Source organism: Paenibacillus dakarensis, assembly GCF_001373415.1.
In the GTDB taxonomy this organism is placed as follows: Bacteria; Bacillota; Bacilli; order Paenibacillales; family Paenibacillaceae; genus Paenibacillus_AQ; species Paenibacillus_AQ dakarensis.
In genome coordinates this window covers 1-16,773 of sequence record NZ_CDSE01000016.1, presented here as the reverse complement: position 1 = coordinate 16,773, position 16,773 = coordinate 1, and the positions used below count along the sequence as shown (strand labels likewise).

The following is a 16,773-nucleotide window of genomic DNA, read 5'->3' as shown; positions in this document are numbered from 1 at the left end:
AAAATCCCTTGCCGGCATGGGCAAGGGATTTTATTACAGGATTCGCTCGATCAATTTCTTATTTTGTCAGCTCTTCCATTTGAGAAATGACATTTTCGAAGACACTCATCGCTTCCCGGATCGGTTCAGGCGAGGACATATCCACTCCTGCTTTTTTCAGAATATTAATGGAGAAATCACTGCCGCCGCTCTTTAAGAACCCGATGTAGCGGTCAACGGCAGGCTGGCCTTCTTCAAGAATCTGTTTGGAGAAGCTGGTTGCTGCCGAGAAGCCTGTTGCGTACTTATATACATAGAAGCTGTTGTAGAAATGAGGAATACGTGCCCATTCCATGCCGATTTCCTTGTCTACAACCATGTCTGGACCATGATATTTAACATTCAGGTCATAGTAGATTTCGGAAAGCTCCTGTGGTGTCAGGGAGTCGCCGCTTTCAGCACGCTCGTGGACGATCTTCTCAAATTCGGCAAACATCGTTTGACGGAATACCGTTGTACGGAACTGATCTGCATAATACGTAAGCAGGTACATTTTTTCCTTCGGATCGGTTGATTTCTTGAGCAAATAATCCATCAAGAGCGCTTCATTCGTTGTAGAAGCAACCTCAGCTAGGAAAATGGTATATTGGGCGTCACGATATTTCAGGTTTGTGTCTGAGTAGAACGAATGCAAAGCGTGGCCCATTTCATGTGCCAATGTGAACATGCTGTTCAGGTTGTCTTTATGGTTCAGCAGAACGTAAGGGTGTGTGCCGTAAGCGCCCCAGCTGTAAGCACCTGTTCGTTTGTTCTCATTCTCATATACATCAATCCAGCCGTTGTCATAACCGTCCTGAAGATTATTCAGATAATCCTCACCGAGAGGGTGAAGGCCTTCCTTGATCGTCTTCTTAGCTTCTTCGTAGGTAATATCCATTTTGTATTCATCCACCAGAGGTGCAAAGAGATCGTACATATGAAGCTCATCTACACCGAGAAGCTTCTTGCGAAGGTTCATGTAACGATGGAGAAGGGGCAGGCTTTCATGAATTGTATCAATCAGGTTTGTATATACTTCCTTCGGAATGTTGTCTCCGTACAGAGACATTTCCAGAACGGAAGGGTATTTACGTACACGGGAATAAAAAATATTCTTGTTAACGTTGGCCGTGAGTGTAGCGGAAATGGTGTTCTTTTGTTTACCATATGTTTCATAAACCGCTTTGAATGCGGCTTCGCGCACTTTGCGGTCAGGGCTTTCAAGGAACTGGATGTAACTGCCGTGTGTCAATTCCACTTCTTTACCGTTCTCGTCTTTGATTTTCGGGAATTTCATGTCAGCATTATTGATCATTCCAAAAATCGTTTGCGGTGCAGAAGACAAATTTCCTACCTGAGCCAAAAGCGCTTCCTCTGCTTTAGACAGAATATGAGCTTTCTCGCGTTTCATTTCCGTGAGCGTAAATTTGTAATCTGCTAACGAAGGATCAGCAATCAGCTTATCAAGTTCGGTTTCTGAAAGTGCCAGGATTTCAGGAGTGACGAAGGATAGGGCTTCCCCAACCTCAACGCTGAGTTTTCTTGCTTTTTGCGTAAGCGCTTGATATGTAGGGTTCGCAGTATCTTCATCATGGTGCATATGGGCATAAACGTACAATCTTTCGGTGTGCAGGCCCAGTTCATCTTCAAGCTCAAAAGCCTTTTTGATGGAATCAGCATTGTCTAGCTTGCCTTGAAAATCCTTTGCGGTCTTCATTAAACGCTGAACTTCACTGTAAGTATTGTCCCAAGCTTGTTGATCCGGGAATAAATCCTGCAGTTTCCATTGATGCTCGGCAGGTACTTCTGAACGTTTCAGAATCTTATCCATGTGAATCCTCCTTAAATGATGAGAGTATGATATAGACCGGGCTCCTTCTGCAGAACTGTCAGAATGTATAACAGGAAAGGGAAGGAGAATGAGCGCCAAAGTCAGGCAAAGTGCTTTTCCAGACTTCATGGGTATACCTCCTCGTTAAAAACTTCTCAGGATAGTATGCCGCGCGCTCATTGCTTTCATCCATTAATTAGGAAGAGGAACCCATCGTGAACAAACTATATACAATAATGTAGAAGGCAAACAGGATCAAGGCGATAGAGGTCAAGGCCATTCCTCTCCGAATCTTCTGAGGTATACGGTCTTTATTCATGATCATGATAAGCCCAAGGCTGAAAGCAAGAATAATGAAGATTACCGCATTCGTGTAATCCATCAGGCTATACCTGCTTGATGGCGTTCATGATGCGCTGCCATTCTTCTTCCTCTCCTTCATATTCTTCTTTAGAAAAACGGTTTTCAGCCCATTGTACTAAGGCTGGCCGGCTCATGAAAGTATGTGTTTCTTCTCCCCATTGGTCGGAAATTTCCCGGAGAATAATATACCGGCCCTGAACCTCGACCGTCATCATGTTCCACTTGTCTTTCTTGTAAATTTCATGTTTTTTTATCATATGCATATCTCCGTTTACAATTGGGCTTTTTCGTAAATGATAACGCACTATCTGCCGGAAAAGCAAATAAGAAAAACGTAAAAAAAGGCCATTTGAGAAAAAATGACAGATTGCATTGTGAGAAAACATGGGATATAATATCTGTATTCGCCATAGATGGCGGTATTTTTAGGAGGTTGTTCATTTGAAAGGTACAGTTAAATGGTTTAATGCAGAAAAAGGTTACGGCTTCATTTCGGTTGATGGTGGCGAAGACGTATTCGTACACTTCTCCGCAATCCAAGGAGATGGATTCAAAACTTTGGAAGAAGGCCAAGAGGTTGAATTCGAAATCACTGAAGGTAACCGTGGTCCTCAAGCTGCCAACGTAACTAAACTGTAAGTTAACTCCATTCTGGAGATCTTATAGATTAAGAAATTTCTTAATCAGAACGTTTGTTTACTAGGCATGAAGACGCAGATCTTGAACAAGATCTGCGTCTTTTTGTCGTTTATAATAAATGATGTGATATGTGTTATTTGTGCAAAATTGATGATCATATTATAATAGGTTTGATTTGGATATTATAAAATAAGACAACCATGTGGAGGCAGAGTTCATTGAATGATCAAGAGCTGAGCCGCAAAGTTCCGCGAAGTCCGGTTAGCCTTATGAGCCGAGTGTATAAATACATACTCCCGGAAGTGGAAGCCGAGCTGGAAAAGTGGCGTTTAGACGCCGAACAAATTCCTGACGAAGAACTCCGAAAGCAGGCGCTTGCCAGCATTGAGACCAAAAAATTTCATTGTCAGGGCGGAGCGGTTTATGCTGCGGCAAGCTTACCAGATAAGCATATATTGATTCCATTAATTGTGGCATATCAAACGATTAGTGACTATCTCGATAATTTATGCGATCGCAGTACTTCCCTGGACCCTGCAGATTTCAGACAGCTGCATCAATCCATGCTTGATGCTGTATCTCCGGATCGGGAGGCGGCGGATTATTATTTGCTGCGATCGGAAAAAGAAGACGGCGGTTATCTTGGACGCCTGGTACAGACCTGTCGAGAATGTATTAGTCAACTTGCAGGATATGAAGCCGCCAAGCTGTACATACTTGATTTGGCCAAGCTGTATGTTGATCTGCAGGTGTATAAGCATATCCACCCGGAAAAAAGAGAGGCTGCACTATTGGATTGGTGGTCACAGCATGCCCATCTGACACCTCATCTGAGATGGAATGAATTTGCTGCTGCAACAGGTTCCACTCTTGGGGTATTCATGTTGTTTTTGGCTGCAACGGACCCGTTTTTGGACGATAAGGATGCGTCTGCCATTCATGCATCTTATTTTCCCAATGTATGCAGTCTCCACATTATGCTGGATTATCTAATCGATCAGGATGAAGACAGAATCGGGGGCGATCTCAACTTCTGCAATTATTATGAAGACGCCGAAACGATGCTGAACCGTATCACCTCCATTGTTGAGTGGGCGCGGAAGGACATCGGGAATATCCCGTCAGCCTCTTTTCATCGCATGATCATTGAGGGATTACTGGCTTTATATTTATCCGATCCCAAAGTCAGCGAACAAGAATTAGTTCGCTCCATATCCAGACGGTTGATGAAGGGAAGTCCGATGACGCGTCTTTTCTTTTTTGTCAACAGTCAGTGGATCCGCAGACATAAGAATGAGTGACAATAAGGAGGAATAACTACATGGCAGAAGTTAAAAGAATCGCAGTATTAACAAGCGGGGGAGACTCCCAAGGGATGAACGCAGCATTGCGTGCCGTTGTTCGGAGCGGTTTGTATTATGGGCTTGAAGTGTATGGAGTTCAAAGAGGATATCAAGGTTTGCTCAACAACGAGATTTACAAAATGGATCTGCGCAGTGTGGGCGATATCATTCAACGCGGGGGAACCATCCTCCAATCTGCTCGTTGTCCGGAATTCAAGACGCTTGAAGGCCAGCAGAGAGGTGCGGATGTACTGAATCAGCATGGTATTGATGGCCTTGTTGTAATTGGCGGTGATGGCTCGTATCAAGGTGCGAATAAACTAAGCAAGCTGGGAATCAAAACGATGGGACTGCCGGGTACCATTGACAATGACATCTCTTTCACCGATTACACAATTGGTTTTGACACTGCAGTAAGCGTAGTGGTCGACGCTGTTAATAAATTGCGTGATACCATGTCGTCACACGCCCGTTCTTCTGTTGTAGAGGTTATGGGACGTCATTGTGGAGACATTGCATTACATGCAGGTCTCGCTTCAGGTGCTGAGGCGATTCTGGTGCCGGAAGTACCGTATAATATGGATGAAATTGCCAATCGGATGAGAGAGAATTTCGAGAAAGGCAAGCGTCACAGTATTGTTATTGTGGCCGAAGGTGTTGGACGTGGGGAAGACATCGCTGAGGAGCTTAAGCAGCGTCATGCTTCCATTGATGCACGTGTAACGGTTCTGGGTCATATTCAGCGTGGTGGAGCTCCTACTCCGTTTGACCGTAACCTTGCAAGCAGATTAGGTGACTTTGCTGTCCGCAGTCTAATTCAAGGGGAGTCCGATAAGGGCTGTGGCCTCATTAAAGGCGAACTCGTTCTTACGGATATTGATAAAGTCGTAAATACGAAGAAAGATTTCGATATGGATATGTACGAGCTTGCATTGCGCCTGTCTCAGTAAGCTTTAGTGTTATCGGTCCCGCAGGAAATCCTGCGGGACTTTTTCAGGTTCAACATGCCTTGTTAAGGGATTCTAGAGAGCATAAAAAAAGCCCGGCAAGAAATGCCGGACTTTTCGATCATATTCATCAGTACAGTTTACTTGTAATTTACGTCCTTGGTATAACGGTTTGCTGCATTCCAGAGCAGGTATTCATCAACATTCATGTCTTTGAGCCCCCGGATCTGTTCTTCAATTTCTTTCTTTCCATATTTCATATAGTTGCCGCTGCCGAGCCAGCTGGCTGTAAAATCTTGAATCCAAGGCCTGATGATCGGTTTATACGAACCAAGCGGGTCAAGTTTTTTATGAGTATCTTGCATGGAGCCTTTGATCGTCTGGTAAGGTGCCTTGTCGGGTACTTTGGAACCAAACCATCCGGTGGTGTAGTGGCTCGGATATACCATAGGACTGATTACATCGACATGCTTGGAAATTTTAACGAAGTCTTGGCCAATTCCTTCAGCAGCAGGAACAGAAGCAGCATACCCGAAAATGTCAACAGACACTCGAATGCCGAGTGGAGCCAGTTCTTTACGGGCATATTTCACAAATTCCGAGACAATATCTACACGCGATTGATCATTTTTTGTGTATTTTAGAGAGTCAGCGCGTTTCTCGAACCCTTCCGGAAAACGTACGTAATCAAACTGGATTTCCTTGAATCCGAGTTTGGCTGCTTCTTTGGCGATTTCAATGTTATAATCCCACACCTCTTTATTGTATGGGTTAACAAAGCTGTCACCACCGCCATTCGCCCATACACTGCCATCAGCCTTTCGGAATGAAAGCTCGGGATTTTTCTTGGCTAAAATCGTATCCTTGAACACCACAATTCTCGCAATAGGATAGATATCATGCTTCTCAAGCCGCTTCATTAATTTATCCATATCCTTGATGAACGGCTGAGGCTTTCCCATTTCCAGAAGTTTAGGGTTATCTGTCTTATAAGTTATGTATCCTTCATCATCCTTGATGTCGATAACCATCGCATTTAATTCCGTCTTGTCTAATAAATCAACGAGCTCATTCATGCGTGATCCACCCGCACTATATGCAGTAACATAAACTCCTTTAACTTTAGGCGCTTCTTCTTGGGGGTCTTCCTTAACCGCTGATTGTGGACTAGCATTCGTGTTTTCTTTGTTCTGCTGCATAGCGGAATTTACGGAACTTTGAATCAAACTGACCGCCTGTCCGTCTGTTTGTGGGATTGTTCCCATACCTCCTGCTGCCCAGATCAGTAATGCTAAGATGATGTTCATAATTGCTTCTCTCCCTTATATGCATTCCCGAATTGATTATAATGGAAATCCAGTTAATAAAAAGAACAGGTTTGTTACTTAGAAGATGAGATTGTAATTGACGGGGGTTTTTTATATAAACCAGTTACCTTGTGTTTTTAAACGAAAACGAAAGGGATTAAACGGAAAGTTAAGAAAAGGATAGAAATTTTGTAGGGAGAAAAGGTGGAAAATGCCGCCTCTCCACGGTCGATACCCGGGAAAAACGGCACTTACAGTAAAATCTTTTGACGATTATAAAAATGTTAATGAAGGTACGCTTGATTCTGATGCTCATAAATACTGTATTGAATAATCTCTAATGCATCGTCCTCTTCCAGAATACTTAAGCCGTCCCGCAGAACGATTACGGAATTGAGCTCGTTCTGTCTAAAGAAAGGCATCATGTCCGGAAACCATTTCAAGACGATTTCTGACAGTTTTACAGTTTCCATTTCCACAAAAATCACCCTTTCCTTCCTAGTCGTTAGGTTAGGCTGGACGTCTGCAGTAAAACGGAAAAGCTCAGAAAATTGCTGAGGGCTGTTAAGAATTCCTCAAGAATATTGTAAGGACTGTACACGGATATTATACCACAAATTATTGATGTTTATCTTTAGGATTGGAAAAAACTAACTTCTGCGGAATTGCCCCATGACCGCAACCGTTTCAACAACATTAACAAAAGCCTCTGGATCTGTCTTTGTAATAATACTTTTTAGTTCTGCAAGCTCATATCTTGTCGTAACGGTCATAAGCATGTCTTTTTCTTTATGGCTAAAGGCACCCTCGGTCTTGATCTTCGTAATTCCACGAGGCCGTTTGAGTAATTGGTCAAGCAGTACCTCCGTTCGATCTGTAACAATGAACACCGTCACTTTGATGTGGCTGATATGAATAAGGTCGATCACTTTTCCGGTAACATATATCGACAGCATGGATGCCAGGGCCAGATTCCAGTCTCCTTCGAGATAGGCCACGGCAAGAATTACCAAGGTATTCATTCCTACAAGCAAGGTTCCGACCGGAAAGTCCCGATAACGGGTAACGATGGAGCCGATGATATCAAACCCTCCTGTTGAGCCTCCAATGCGAAAGGACAAGCCTCCGCCGACTCCTACAAGAACACCGCCAAATACAGAAGATAAAAGCATGTCAGAAGCAACAGGGGTAACTGGAATAATCTCCAGCAAGACCGTAACCACGATAACGGACACGATGCTGAGCCATATAAACCGTTTACCCAGTTTTATCCATCCTGCAATCAGGATTGGAATATTAAGTACAAAATACATGACACTAATATTAAATGGGGAGAAGTAGCCGATTAGCATGGCAAGGCCGGATACCCCTCCGCTAAGTACATGATGAGGGATCAAAAAAAGATTAAATCCGCATGCAATGACGAGCCCGCTGAATAGAATGACGACATAGCTCCAAATTTGTTTAAGCAAAAGGTATCACCTCTGAAGTAGTATGAGTAAAAGGAGCTTGCTGGTATTCCAGATTTGTTTTGTGGTATAATGAGTGTTGGATATTCTTGAGTAGTCCGTTACTATGAAAACTTTGGATGCTTAACAGGATGATTATACATTAGCCGACCCAAGGACTGGCGGCAAGAAAAAACAACGGCTCACCTTTGTGCAGAAGATTCTGCGGGCCGGGAAAGCCTATGAACGTTACCGCTACTTAAGAATACAGAGAAGAAAGTGGTATGTCCACTATATAGAAGGAGTATGAACCTATTGAAAACATTTGCAGATTTTGGCTTGGAGCCCCAGGTGCTCCAGGCAATAACAGAGCTGGGCTTTGAAGAAGCCACTCCGATTCAATCACAGTCTATTCCAATTGCAATCTCAGGTAAAGACATGATTGGACAAGCGCAGACAGGTACTGGTAAAACAGCTGCTTTCGGCCTTCCACTGATCAGTAAGATCTCTAAAGAAGAGGAACGGATTGTTGCACTCATAATGACCCCGACTCGTGAATTGGCGATTCAGGTTGCCGAAGAGATCGGTAAACTAGCCCGTTTTAAAGGGATTCGCTCCCTTCCAATTTATGGCGGTCAAGATATCGGCCGTCAAATCCGCGCTTTGAAAAAGAAGCCTCAGATTATTATCGGAACACCAGGGCGTTTGCTTGATCACATCAACAGAAAAACGATCCGCCTCGACGATGTTCAAACCGTCGTTCTGGATGAAGCGGATGAAATGCTGGATATGGGCTTCATGGAGGATATTCAATCCATCTTGAAGCAAGTACCAGAAGAACGTCAGACTTTGCTATTCTCAGCCACCATGCCTCCTAACATTCATAAGCTTGCACAGCAATTCCTGAAAAATCCCGAACATGTATCCGTTATTCCTAAACATGTAGCTGCTCCATTGATCGATCAAGCATATATCGAAGTGCCGGAGCGTCAAAAATTTGAAGCTCTCAGCCGTTTGATTGATATGGAATCTCCAGAGCTTGCAATCGTATTCGGACGTACGAAGCGCCGGGTAGATGAATTGGCTGAAGCGCTGCAAAAACGCGGTTATTCTGCGGACGGCCTGCATGGCGATTTGTCCCAGCATCAGCGTGATACCGTAATGCGTAAATTCCGTGACGGAAGCATCGATGTTTTGGTTGCGACAGACGTAGCTGCACGTGGTCTTGATGTGTCAGGCGTTTCCCATGTTGTGAACTTTGACCTTCCTCAAGATCCGGAAAGCTATGTACACCGTATTGGACGTACAGGACGTGCTGGTAAAGAAGGTACTGCATGGTCTTTTGTAACTCCTCGGGAAATTGATCATTTACACTTTATCGAGCGTGTAACACGCCACCGTATTCCGCGCAAACCGCTTCCTACGATGGCTGAGGCTATTGAAGGTAAACAGCGTGTTACAGCAGAGCGGGTTCTCGAAATTGTCGAGAATGGTGAGCTTAACGAGTATAAAGGTTTGGCTATTCAGCTTCTGGAGCAATATGACTCTGTACAATTGCTTGCAGCGGCTATGAAGCTATTGACTGGCGATGCTAAAAAAGAAGCAGAAGTACAGCTTACACCGGAAGATCCGATTCGTGCTAAACGCCGGAAACCGGATATCCGCAGCGGACGTAAACCTTCTAATGGTGGTGGATACGGCCGTAACAGCAGCGGTGGATACAACCGTGACCGTAACAACAGTGGTAGCGGACGCGGGGGATACTCCAAGGGCGGATACAACCGTGACGGTAGTGGCGGATACAACCGTGATCGCAACAATAGCGGTGACCGTAAACCGCGTACGAACAGCGGAGATCGTCGTCCTAACCGCAGCAATGACGATTCATACAAAGGCTAATCGGATTGGGAAATTTCCGCATAGCATAAAGAGACGGGTGATGCCGACTAATTCCGGCATCCCCGTCTTTTTTTGAATGAGGAATGGTTATCTTTTTAGATGTAAAAAGCCCGGAGGATAATTACCAGCAGGATAAAGAGAACCAATACAATACCTACAGCAGAACCGTAGCCATAACCGCCGCCACCGTAACAAGACATCAACATTCAGCTCCTTTTTGTAAGGTTGTAATGTACTACGTCCATATCATATGGGGGAAATGCTCACGGAGTTTGGATGAATGACTATTCTAATCTAAATTAGGCTCTGGTCACGGATGTATATAATAGGTTATATTAATATATACATGCATGAGATTTAGTGAGGAGGAAACGTTTTGGAAATGAAGGGAGCCATGGGTGGCTTATATAAAATAACCGAATGGATTACCCGCATAGCTTTCACCAATATTTTATGGGTGCTATGTTCATCGCCTTTTTTATTTGTGCTGTTTACAAAGATTTTAATGGCAATGCAAACACCTGATGCTCACAATGAACAGCTAATGGCTAACTGGGTGATGGGAATATTGGCCCCATTTCTAGTATTTCCGGCAACAGCAGCATTGTTCACAGTAGTGAGAAAATGGGTCATGGGTGACCCGGACATTCCGATTTTTAAGACTTTTTTCAAAGGTTACAAAGAAAACTACAAACAAGCAATGATCGGTGGCTTTGTATACACATTGCTATTCGTCATCATGTATGTGGATTACACGGTTTATATGACACAACTTCAGGGAATGCAGCTTGTCGGTATTATCATGTTAGTGCTGCTTCTGGTATTGTTTGTGTCGATGTTTAACTTTTTCTCTATGGTTGTGCATTACGAGATGAAAACCGTTCAATTATTAAAAAATGCGGTTTTGCTCACACTGATTCGTCCATTCCGTGTCTTTTCGACATTGGCCGGAAGCGCTGTCTTAATATTCATCGGTACGAAGATGCCTGTCCTCTTTATCTTCTTTTTGTTCTCTCTTATGGCTGTACTGGCCTTCTTTAACTTCTATGGAACATACCTGAAGATGCAGGAGCAGGCAGAACGAATGAAGCAGTTGGAAGAGGAAGAATCTGCTGAAAAAGCGATGCTTGAAGAGATGGACCATGTGAAATCAGACGATAAACCGTCGAAATCGAGAAAATCATAGGTTTACTTTTTCGGAAAAAGACCCTATAATAAGACTACATCCTGCGATGTACGTTTCGGTAATCCGTTGTTTTGAACCAATGACGATGTCTCGGGAGATCGACATTGTTTCGTGGCTGAACAGCCCTGTCTATATGACAAGGGGAATTCATATACGGATCTGAGGTCACCCACCTGTTTACGCAGGTTCGAAGACAATGTTACCGGACGGCATTGGCGGGTTACATAGTTTATGATGAAACGCCTCTTCATTCGAGTTATTCGATATGAAGGGGCGTTTTTTTTTATAATAAAAGTACATTAATTTACATAGAATAAAGGTTTGCTGGGAGCTTAAACAATGTTAAACTAGAGAGTGAAAAGGGAACGGTCATTTATAAAGGAGGAACGGTCTTTGTCATTAAAACGAGTTCTAACGGGGATCGTGCGCAGCTATGACGGCACAAGCGACCGTGCTAAAGACCCCAAGCTGAAAACGCGTTATTACAATCTCTCAAAAGAGAAATGTTTTGAAGAAGTATCCTCAACACTCAAAAAAGTACCAGGTTACAAAGTGCTTCATGAGGTTCAGTCCGTTGGCGAAATTACAATAGAGAAGAAGACCTCATTTGGACGAACCTTGGATATTACCGTATCTGTACTTGGAACAGGCCCGGTACGGTCCGCTGTTGATATGTATTCAGCTTCCCGTGGTTCCTTGGGTGACTTGGGAGCGAACTATCGAGTTATTATAAATCTTTTTTCAGTTCTGGACAAAAAGCTTGCCAAGCACAAAATCGAAGGTTAAACATGAAAAAGCGGGAGAGCTGCTCTCCCGCTTTTAAAAGTGCGGCTGATAATATGTAGACGCACGATGATGATTATGACAATGATTTAACGGCTTCAATTGCTGCTTCATAATTTGGATGCTCAGTCATTTCGCTGACATATTCCACATACGAAATCTTATCGTTCTGATCGACAACAAAGATGGAACGCATGTCGAGTTGGAACTCTTTAATCAGTACGCCATAAGCTTGCCCGAAAGAACGGGTTTTATAATCTGACAGCGTGATGACTTTGTCAACACCCGCAGCTCCGCACCAGCGAGCTTGAGCAAATGGCAGATCTGCGCTGACAGTTAGGATAACAACATTTTCACTGAGACTTGCTGCTTCCTCGTTAAAACGGCGTGTCTGTGCATCACATACGCCAGTATCCAGGGAAGGGACTACGCTGATCAATTTGATTTTACCTGCGAAATCCTTAAGAGAAACATCTTCCAGCAGATTTTTGCTGACTGTGAAATCAGGAGCTGTATCACCTACTTGAAGTTCGGGTCCGATTAGTGTAAGCGGGTTACCTTTGAATGTTGCAACACCTGTACGTTCTTGAGCCATGAATATCTCCTCCTTGAATATCAAAGTTTGGTGATCGAGTTCAAGGTACATTATAATCTTTTTAAAAAGGGAATGTCCACCTAAGGCGAGCATGGGTTTCGATTAAGGGATAGGGGGATGCCATGATATTTGTTCGTTATGAAAATTGGAAAAGTTATCTGAGATATTATCCTGTCACTTCGTTATTGCTACTCGCAAACATCGTCATGTTCCTGATCTTGACGTTCAATGGCGGGTCTACAAACGAATTTACTCTGCTTGAATATGGAGCTGTTACGAACATCGAGCCGTTTCGCAGCGAATGGTGGCGTTATATTGCGGCTATTTTTTTGCATAACGGGTTCGATCATCTGTTCTTTAACAGTTTTGCACTGCTGGTGATTGTGCCGCCGCTGGAGCGGATTATGGGATCCATGAGGTATGCGTTATTATATCTGCTTAGCGGGATACTCGGCAATATCATCAGTGTTGCGTATTACAATTACAACTATGTCAATGACTCAGTAGTAGTGCTTGTCGGTGCCTCAGGCGCAATCTATGGCGTGTACGGGGCGTTTTTATACATTGCCTTGTTCCAGCGTAATATGCTGGATGAAGCGTCAAGAAAGATGCTTTTTACACTGCTGATCATGGGTATTATATTTTCGTTTGCCCCGGGGATCGGATTTATGGCCCACTTTGGTGGATTGATTGGCGGTTTCTTCATTTACGGGTTAATGATTCGTATATTCAAACGACGCACATCGTGAACGTGTAGGAATTATATTAAAGAAGTAGTAAGGGAATGTAGAATGGAGCGATAATTGCGTGGAATTAAGACAGTTGCAATACTTTGTAAAGGTTGCGCAGAAAGAACACGTTACTCAAGCGGCAGAGGAGCTTCATGTAGCCCAGTCAGCGGTAAGCCGCCAGATTCATCAGCTGGAAGAAGAGCTTGGCGTGAATCTGTTCATGCAAAAGGGGCGTAATCTACAGCTAACTCCTGTCGGACAATTGTTTTGCAAACGAGTGGAAGGCATTATGAAGGATCTGGATCGTGCAGTGACAGAGATTCATGAGTTTCTAGACCCCGAGCAGGGTGAAATCCGGATAGGATTTCCCCATAGCCTTGGGATACAGCTGATTCCGTCAGTCGTGGCTGAATTTCGCAAGAAATACCCGAATGTGAAATTTCGCTTTAAACAAGGTATGTACCCGACACTTATTCGCGATGTTATCTCTGCCGAGGTTGATCTGGCGTTCGTATCCCCTTTTCCGGAAAGACATGACCAGGTTGAGGGTGATATTGTGCTGACAGAAGAGTTATTTGCTATCCTGCCTCCCAATCATCCGCTCGCGGATGAAAAAAGTATTAAACTTGAGCAGCTTAAAGATGAGCGTTTTATTCTTTTTAGCAAGGGTTATTCCCTTCGTCCGATTGTATGGCATGCTTGTCTCGAGGCTGGTTTTACACCGAAAATTGCATTTGAGGGAGAGGAGACGGATACGATCCGTGGTCTGGTCGCAGCAGGTATGGGAGTGAGTCTGCTTCCGGAAATGGCGCTGTTCCAGACGAATCCGCTGCACCCGGCGAGAGTGGCTATTACTGAACCTAAAGTAACTCGCTCCATTGGACTTATTCATCGTACGGATGAGAAACTATCTCCTGTGGCTCAAGCCTTTAGAACATTTTTGCTTAATTATTTTGGGCTTGATTCCACAACCAAGCCGGCTAAGGATTGTACCACATAGTAATTATTAATTATTAATTTAATAAAGGGTTCCGGAAGGATCATTAATCCTTCCGGAACCCTTTTCTTCATATGCTGCCCCCAAAAAAACTCCCCTTACGGAAACAGGTTCAATAATTTCACCTGTCTGTCGCAAGAGGAGTATTTCATGCTTGTTTCAAATCTTTTGCTTTAGTCGCGGTTGTTAAGGAAGATCATAATATAACGGAGCAGTTCCAGCAAGGATAGAAGAGCTGCTGCTACATAAGTTAAAGCCGCTGCATTCAGGACCTTAGCTACACCGCGCTCTTCCTCGTTCGTAATATAACCCTCGGACACCATGATTTCACGTGCACGGTTACTAGCGTTAAATTCGACTGGCAGTGTAACGAGCTGGAAAGCCACAGCAGCCGAGAAGAAGATGATACCAAGTCCGATCAGATTGAAGGCCTGGAACAGGAATCCGGCAATGAACAGGAACGGAGCGATACCGGAAGCGAAATTAACGATAGGGAACATTTTATGACGGGCAACAAGCATTGGATAGCTTACCTTGTGCTGAATGGCATGGCCAACTTCGTGGCATGCAACAGAGACAGCGGAGATCGAACGCTCATAATACACAGGTTCAGACAATCTTACAACACGTTTAATCGGATCATAGTGGTCTGTCAAAGCACCGGGCACAGGCTCGATGGGCACATCTTGAAGGCCGTTAGAGTCAAGCATGCGACGTGCTGCTTCATAACCGGTTATGCCATTTGCATTTTCAACCTGTGCCCACTTATTAAAGGTTCCCTTTACCCGGAATTGAGCAACGAGGGTGAATATAAATGCGATAATAATAAGAAAAAACATAGGGTCCATTGAATAACCTCCAATTTAATATTGTCACTACATTGATGTGAATTGGTTGAGTAATATTTGAAGCGACTCAATGCAAGCCGCACCCTTTGGAAGCAGATTGGTTAATGCCGCACGTGCTTGATTAGGCTTCAAGTCCTTCAGCAGCGGATTAAGTTCCTTCACTTCCCGTTCCAGCTGCTGAATCTGAATTTCCAGTCTGGTCAATTTATCGGTTACTTCATCGTCTTCAGCAACGGATTTCCAGCGTTCCAGCGTAAGCTTAATCTCTTCCAGGGTATATTTCTCTTGTTTTAATTGATTAATACGTTTAAGCGTGTTTAAAGTTTCATGACTGTATAAACGGTAATTCTTAACAGTTCGTTTCTCAGGGTGGATCAAACCCAACTTGGTGTAATAGTCAATCGTTCTCTCACTAACCCCCGCCGCCTTGGCCAGTTCACCTATGCGATACAGATTCATGCGTGCACTAATACTTCTCACGTTTTTATCACCCCGCAGGCCTGTATGATTTATAAATATATAATTTCCTGTTAGAAATATGATACATGAATGTGAACCATACAGTCAAACGTTATGCTTTAATGCGGTTTTCTAGAATGATTTCATTCCTATGTTATATTATATAACATAAAAGATGGATTAATGCGTATATTTGACTATTAATCCATTGCCCAACGTTAATCATGTGCTTATAATGACAATTAACAAGCATTTTGGTGTTATATAATCTTACATTAAGGAGTGGGGAGAATGAAAAAGAGGTTGTTAGGGTCAATCATGTGCATAAGTTCTATAGGTGCCTTGCTTGCTTTCCCGGTTAGTGCATTCGCAGAGGGGGAAGCGACGAATACGCAACTTCAGGCTGGATTAAACTCGGTATTTGTATTTTTGGCTGCATTACTTGTATTTTTTATGCAGGCCGGATTCGCACTGCTTGAGGCTGGTTCAGTAAGAATGAAAAATGCAGGTCATGTTGCAGGTAAGACAATGTTGACATTCGGGATCAGTGTAGTTGCTTTTTGGGCAATGGGATTTGGTCTGGCTTTTGGCAACGGAAATAGTTTCTTCGGCCTGGAGGGTTTCTTTCTAAGCGGAGATAATATGGCGGCATCTTTCAATTCATTGGCTAGTTATGATGTTCCAACCACAATCATGTTCTTATTTCATCTCTCCTTCGCCGCTGTCTCACTTGCGATTGCTTGTGGAGGTATGGCAGAACGGGCAAAGCTAAGTGTCTATATAATATTTGGTGTTTTATTTACCATCGTCATCTATCCCGTCGTTGCTCATTGGGTATGGGGTGGAGGGTGGCTTGGAAACCTCGGAATGCAGGATTTTGCCGGCTCCACAGTTGTACATTTAACCGGTGCCACCGCAGCATTAGTTGCAACAGTTTTGCTCAAACCCCGCCTTGGAAAATACAACAAAGATGGCAAACCGAACAGCATTCCTGGGCACAATCAAGTGCTTTCGGTTCTCGGTGTATTGATTATATGGATTGGCTGGTTCGGATTTAACCCGGGCAGTACCATATCAGCATTAGCGGACGGATTCTTCGGCTTTGTAGCCCTCAATACGAACATTGCAGCGGCTGCAGGAGCTCTTGCATCTTTATTGGTTTCATGGATGGTTCTGGGCAAAGGGGACATACCAAGCATGCTGAATGGTGTGCTTGCCGCTTTTGTGGCGATTACAGGGGCTTGTGCATTCGTTGAACCTTGGGCAGCGGTTGTTATTGGTGCAGTAGCCGGAAGTATTACCTTCTTTACAGCCCAGTGGTTCGAACGCAAAGGAGTAGATGATCCGGTTTATGCATTCTCTGTTCACGGTGTGGCGGG

At 43.9% G+C, this 16,773-nt stretch carries 19 protein-coding genes and 1 other RNA gene; 10 read left to right on the top strand and 10 right to left on the bottom strand.

The window, feature by feature from the left end:
* Window positions 1–58: 58 nt before the first annotated feature.
* From pepF to BN1234_RS04425, 3 genes are all read right to left on the bottom strand, one after another.
* The gene (pepF, locus tag BN1234_RS04435; RefSeq protein ID WP_054955452.1) at window positions 59–1,849 is read right to left on the bottom strand and encodes an oligoendopeptidase F; all 1,791 of its coding nucleotides are present in this window, start codon (window positions 1,847–1,849) and stop codon (window positions 59–61) included.
* A 196-nt stretch (window positions 1,850–2,045) separates the two neighbouring features.
* The gene (locus BN1234_RS04430; RefSeq protein ID WP_054955451.1) at window positions 2,046–2,231 is read right to left on the bottom strand and encodes a hypothetical protein; all 186 of its coding nucleotides are present in this window, start codon (window positions 2,229–2,231) and stop codon (window positions 2,046–2,048) included.
* Between the two features lie 4 nt (window positions 2,232–2,235).
* A complete protein-coding gene (locus BN1234_RS04425) occupies window positions 2,236–2,469 on the bottom strand; it encodes a hypothetical protein (RefSeq protein WP_054955450.1) in 234 nt (77 codons plus the stop codon).
* A 184-nt stretch (window positions 2,470–2,653) separates the two neighbouring features.
* On the opposite strand from BN1234_RS04425, the gene BN1234_RS04420 reads away from it, so the two are divergent.
* From BN1234_RS04420 to pfkA, 3 genes are all read left to right on the top strand, one after another.
* Window positions 2,654–2,851 carry a cold shock domain-containing protein gene (locus BN1234_RS04420; RefSeq protein ID WP_054955449.1) on the top strand — a complete coding sequence of 66 codons (198 nt, stop codon included), beginning with the start codon at window positions 2,654–2,656 and terminating at the stop codon, window positions 2,849–2,851.
* A 218-nt stretch (window positions 2,852–3,069) separates the two neighbouring features.
* Window positions 3,070–4,152, top strand: coding sequence for a tetraprenyl-beta-curcumene synthase family protein (locus BN1234_RS04415; protein ID WP_054955448.1), 1,083 nt, complete (start codon window positions 3,070–3,072; stop codon window positions 4,150–4,152).
* A 20-nt stretch (window positions 4,153–4,172) separates the two neighbouring features.
* Window positions 4,173–5,144, top strand: a complete 972-nt coding sequence (gene pfkA / locus BN1234_RS04410; protein ID WP_054955447.1) for a 6-phosphofructokinase — start codon at window positions 4,173–4,175, stop codon at window positions 5,142–5,144.
* 137 nt (window positions 5,145–5,281) lie between these two features.
* On the opposite strand, the gene BN1234_RS04405 is transcribed toward pfkA, so the two are convergent.
* The 3 genes from BN1234_RS04405 to BN1234_RS04395 all read right to left on the bottom strand — a co-directional run bounded on the left by BN1234_RS04405 (window position 5,282) and on the right by BN1234_RS04395 (window position 7,920).
* Window positions 5,282–6,448 (bottom strand): putative glycoside hydrolase, encoded by a 1,167-nt coding sequence (locus BN1234_RS04405; protein WP_054955446.1) that lies wholly within the window; start codon window positions 6,446–6,448, stop codon window positions 5,282–5,284.
* A 284-nt stretch (window positions 6,449–6,732) separates the two neighbouring features.
* Window positions 6,733–6,927 (bottom strand): hypothetical protein, encoded by a 195-nt coding sequence (locus BN1234_RS04400; protein WP_054955490.1) that lies wholly within the window; start codon window positions 6,925–6,927, stop codon window positions 6,733–6,735.
* Between the two features lie 171 nt (window positions 6,928–7,098).
* Complete coding sequence (locus tag BN1234_RS04395; RefSeq protein ID WP_054955445.1) at window positions 7,099–7,920, bottom strand: YitT family protein; 822 nt, start codon at window positions 7,918–7,920, stop codon at window positions 7,099–7,101.
* Between the two features lie 291 nt (window positions 7,921–8,211).
* Between BN1234_RS04395 and cshA the strand changes: the two genes are divergently transcribed.
* The gene (gene cshA, locus BN1234_RS04390) at window positions 8,212–9,795 is read left to right on the top strand and encodes a degradosome RNA helicase CshA (RefSeq protein ID WP_054955444.1); all 1,584 of its coding nucleotides are present in this window, start codon (window positions 8,212–8,214) and stop codon (window positions 9,793–9,795) included.
* A 95-nt stretch (window positions 9,796–9,890) separates the two neighbouring features.
* On the opposite strand, the gene BN1234_RS22595 is transcribed toward cshA, so the two are convergent.
* On the bottom strand, window positions 9,891–9,995 hold the full coding sequence (locus BN1234_RS22595) for a YjcZ family sporulation protein (RefSeq protein ID WP_211751792.1): 105 nt from the start codon (window positions 9,993–9,995) through the stop codon (window positions 9,891–9,893).
* A gap of 176 nt (window positions 9,996–10,171) precedes the next feature.
* Here BN1234_RS22595 and BN1234_RS04385 point away from each other — a divergent pair, with 176 nt between their 5' ends.
* From BN1234_RS04385 to BN1234_RS04380, 3 genes are all read left to right on the top strand, one after another.
* Entirely contained in the window at window positions 10,172–10,981 is an 810-nt protein-coding gene (locus tag BN1234_RS04385) for a YesL family protein (protein ID WP_054955443.1), read from the top strand.
* Between the two features lie 35 nt (window positions 10,982–11,016).
* Window positions 11,017–11,207: non-coding RNA, 6S RNA (gene ssrS / locus BN1234_RS21750), on the top strand.
* A 167-nt stretch (window positions 11,208–11,374) separates the two neighbouring features.
* Window positions 11,375–11,767 carry a DUF1499 domain-containing protein gene (locus BN1234_RS04380; RefSeq protein WP_054955442.1) on the top strand — a complete coding sequence of 131 codons (393 nt, stop codon included), beginning with the start codon at window positions 11,375–11,377 and terminating at the stop codon, window positions 11,765–11,767.
* Between the two features lie 73 nt (window positions 11,768–11,840).
* On the opposite strand, the gene tpx is transcribed toward BN1234_RS04380, so the two are convergent.
* Window positions 11,841–12,359 (bottom strand): thiol peroxidase, encoded by a 519-nt coding sequence (tpx, locus tag BN1234_RS04375; RefSeq protein ID WP_054955441.1) that lies wholly within the window; start codon window positions 12,357–12,359, stop codon window positions 11,841–11,843.
* A gap of 122 nt (window positions 12,360–12,481) precedes the next feature.
* Here tpx and BN1234_RS04370 point away from each other — a divergent pair, with 122 nt between their 5' ends.
* Both BN1234_RS04370 and gltC read left to right on the top strand, forming a co-directional pair.
* Entirely contained in the window at window positions 12,482–13,108 is a 627-nt protein-coding gene (locus BN1234_RS04370) for a rhomboid family intramembrane serine protease (RefSeq protein ID WP_054955440.1), read from the top strand.
* Between the two features lie 58 nt (window positions 13,109–13,166).
* Entirely contained in the window at window positions 13,167–14,090 is a 924-nt protein-coding gene (gene gltC, locus BN1234_RS04365; protein WP_054955439.1) for a glutamate biosynthesis transcriptional regulator GltC, read from the top strand.
* Window positions 14,091–14,260: 170 nt separating this feature from the next.
* On the opposite strand, the gene BN1234_RS04360 is transcribed toward gltC, so the two are convergent.
* Together BN1234_RS04360 and BN1234_RS04355 are read right to left on the bottom strand one after the other, a co-directional pair.
* A complete protein-coding gene (locus BN1234_RS04360) occupies window positions 14,261–14,935 on the bottom strand; it encodes a zinc metallopeptidase (RefSeq protein ID WP_054955438.1) in 675 nt (224 codons plus the stop codon).
* Between the two features lie 27 nt (window positions 14,936–14,962).
* Window positions 14,963–15,394: a MerR family transcriptional regulator gene (locus BN1234_RS04355; RefSeq protein WP_054955437.1), complete on the bottom strand. Its 432-nt coding sequence runs from the start codon at window positions 15,392–15,394 to the stop codon at window positions 14,963–14,965.
* A gap of 291 nt (window positions 15,395–15,685) precedes the next feature.
* Here BN1234_RS04355 and BN1234_RS04350 point away from each other — a divergent pair.
* Window positions 15,686–16,773, top strand: a 1,088-nt coding sequence (locus BN1234_RS04350) for an ammonium transporter (RefSeq protein ID WP_054955436.1), incomplete at its 3' end; no start/stop codon positions are given.

Bases quoted from the DNA above. Each gene is read 5' to 3' on its own strand.
- pepF (WP_054955452.1), bottom strand. From the start codon at position 1,849: ATGGATAAGATTCTGAAACGTTCAGAAGTACCTGCCGAGCATCAATGG.
- BN1234_RS04430 (WP_054955451.1), bottom strand. From the start codon at position 2,231: ATGGATTACACGAATGCGGTAATCTTCATTATTCTTGCTTTCAGCCTT.
- BN1234_RS04425 (WP_054955450.1), bottom strand. From the start codon at position 2,469: ATGATAAAAAAACATGAAATTTACAAGAAAGACAAGTGGAACATGATG.
- pfkA (WP_054955447.1), top strand. From the start codon at position 4,173: ATGGCAGAAGTTAAAAGAATCGCAGTATTAACAAGCGGGGGAGACTCC.
- BN1234_RS04405 (WP_054955446.1), bottom strand. From the start codon at position 6,448: ATGAACATCATCTTAGCATTACTGATCTGGGCAGCAGGAGGTATGGGA.
- BN1234_RS22595 (WP_211751792.1), bottom strand. From the start codon at position 9,995: ATGTCTTGTTACGGTGGCGGCGGTTATGGCTACGGTTCTGCTGTAGGT.
- tpx (WP_054955441.1), bottom strand. From the start codon at position 12,359: ATGGCTCAAGAACGTACAGGTGTTGCAACATTCAAAGGTAACCCGCTT.
- BN1234_RS04370 (WP_054955440.1), top strand. From the start codon at position 12,482: ATGATATTTGTTCGTTATGAAAATTGGAAAAGTTATCTGAGATATTAT.
- BN1234_RS04360 (WP_054955438.1), bottom strand. From the start codon at position 14,935: ATGGACCCTATGTTTTTTCTTATTATTATCGCATTTATATTCACCCTC.
- BN1234_RS04355 (WP_054955437.1), bottom strand. From the start codon at position 15,394: ATGAATCTGTATCGCATAGGTGAACTGGCCAAGGCGGCGGGGGTTAGT.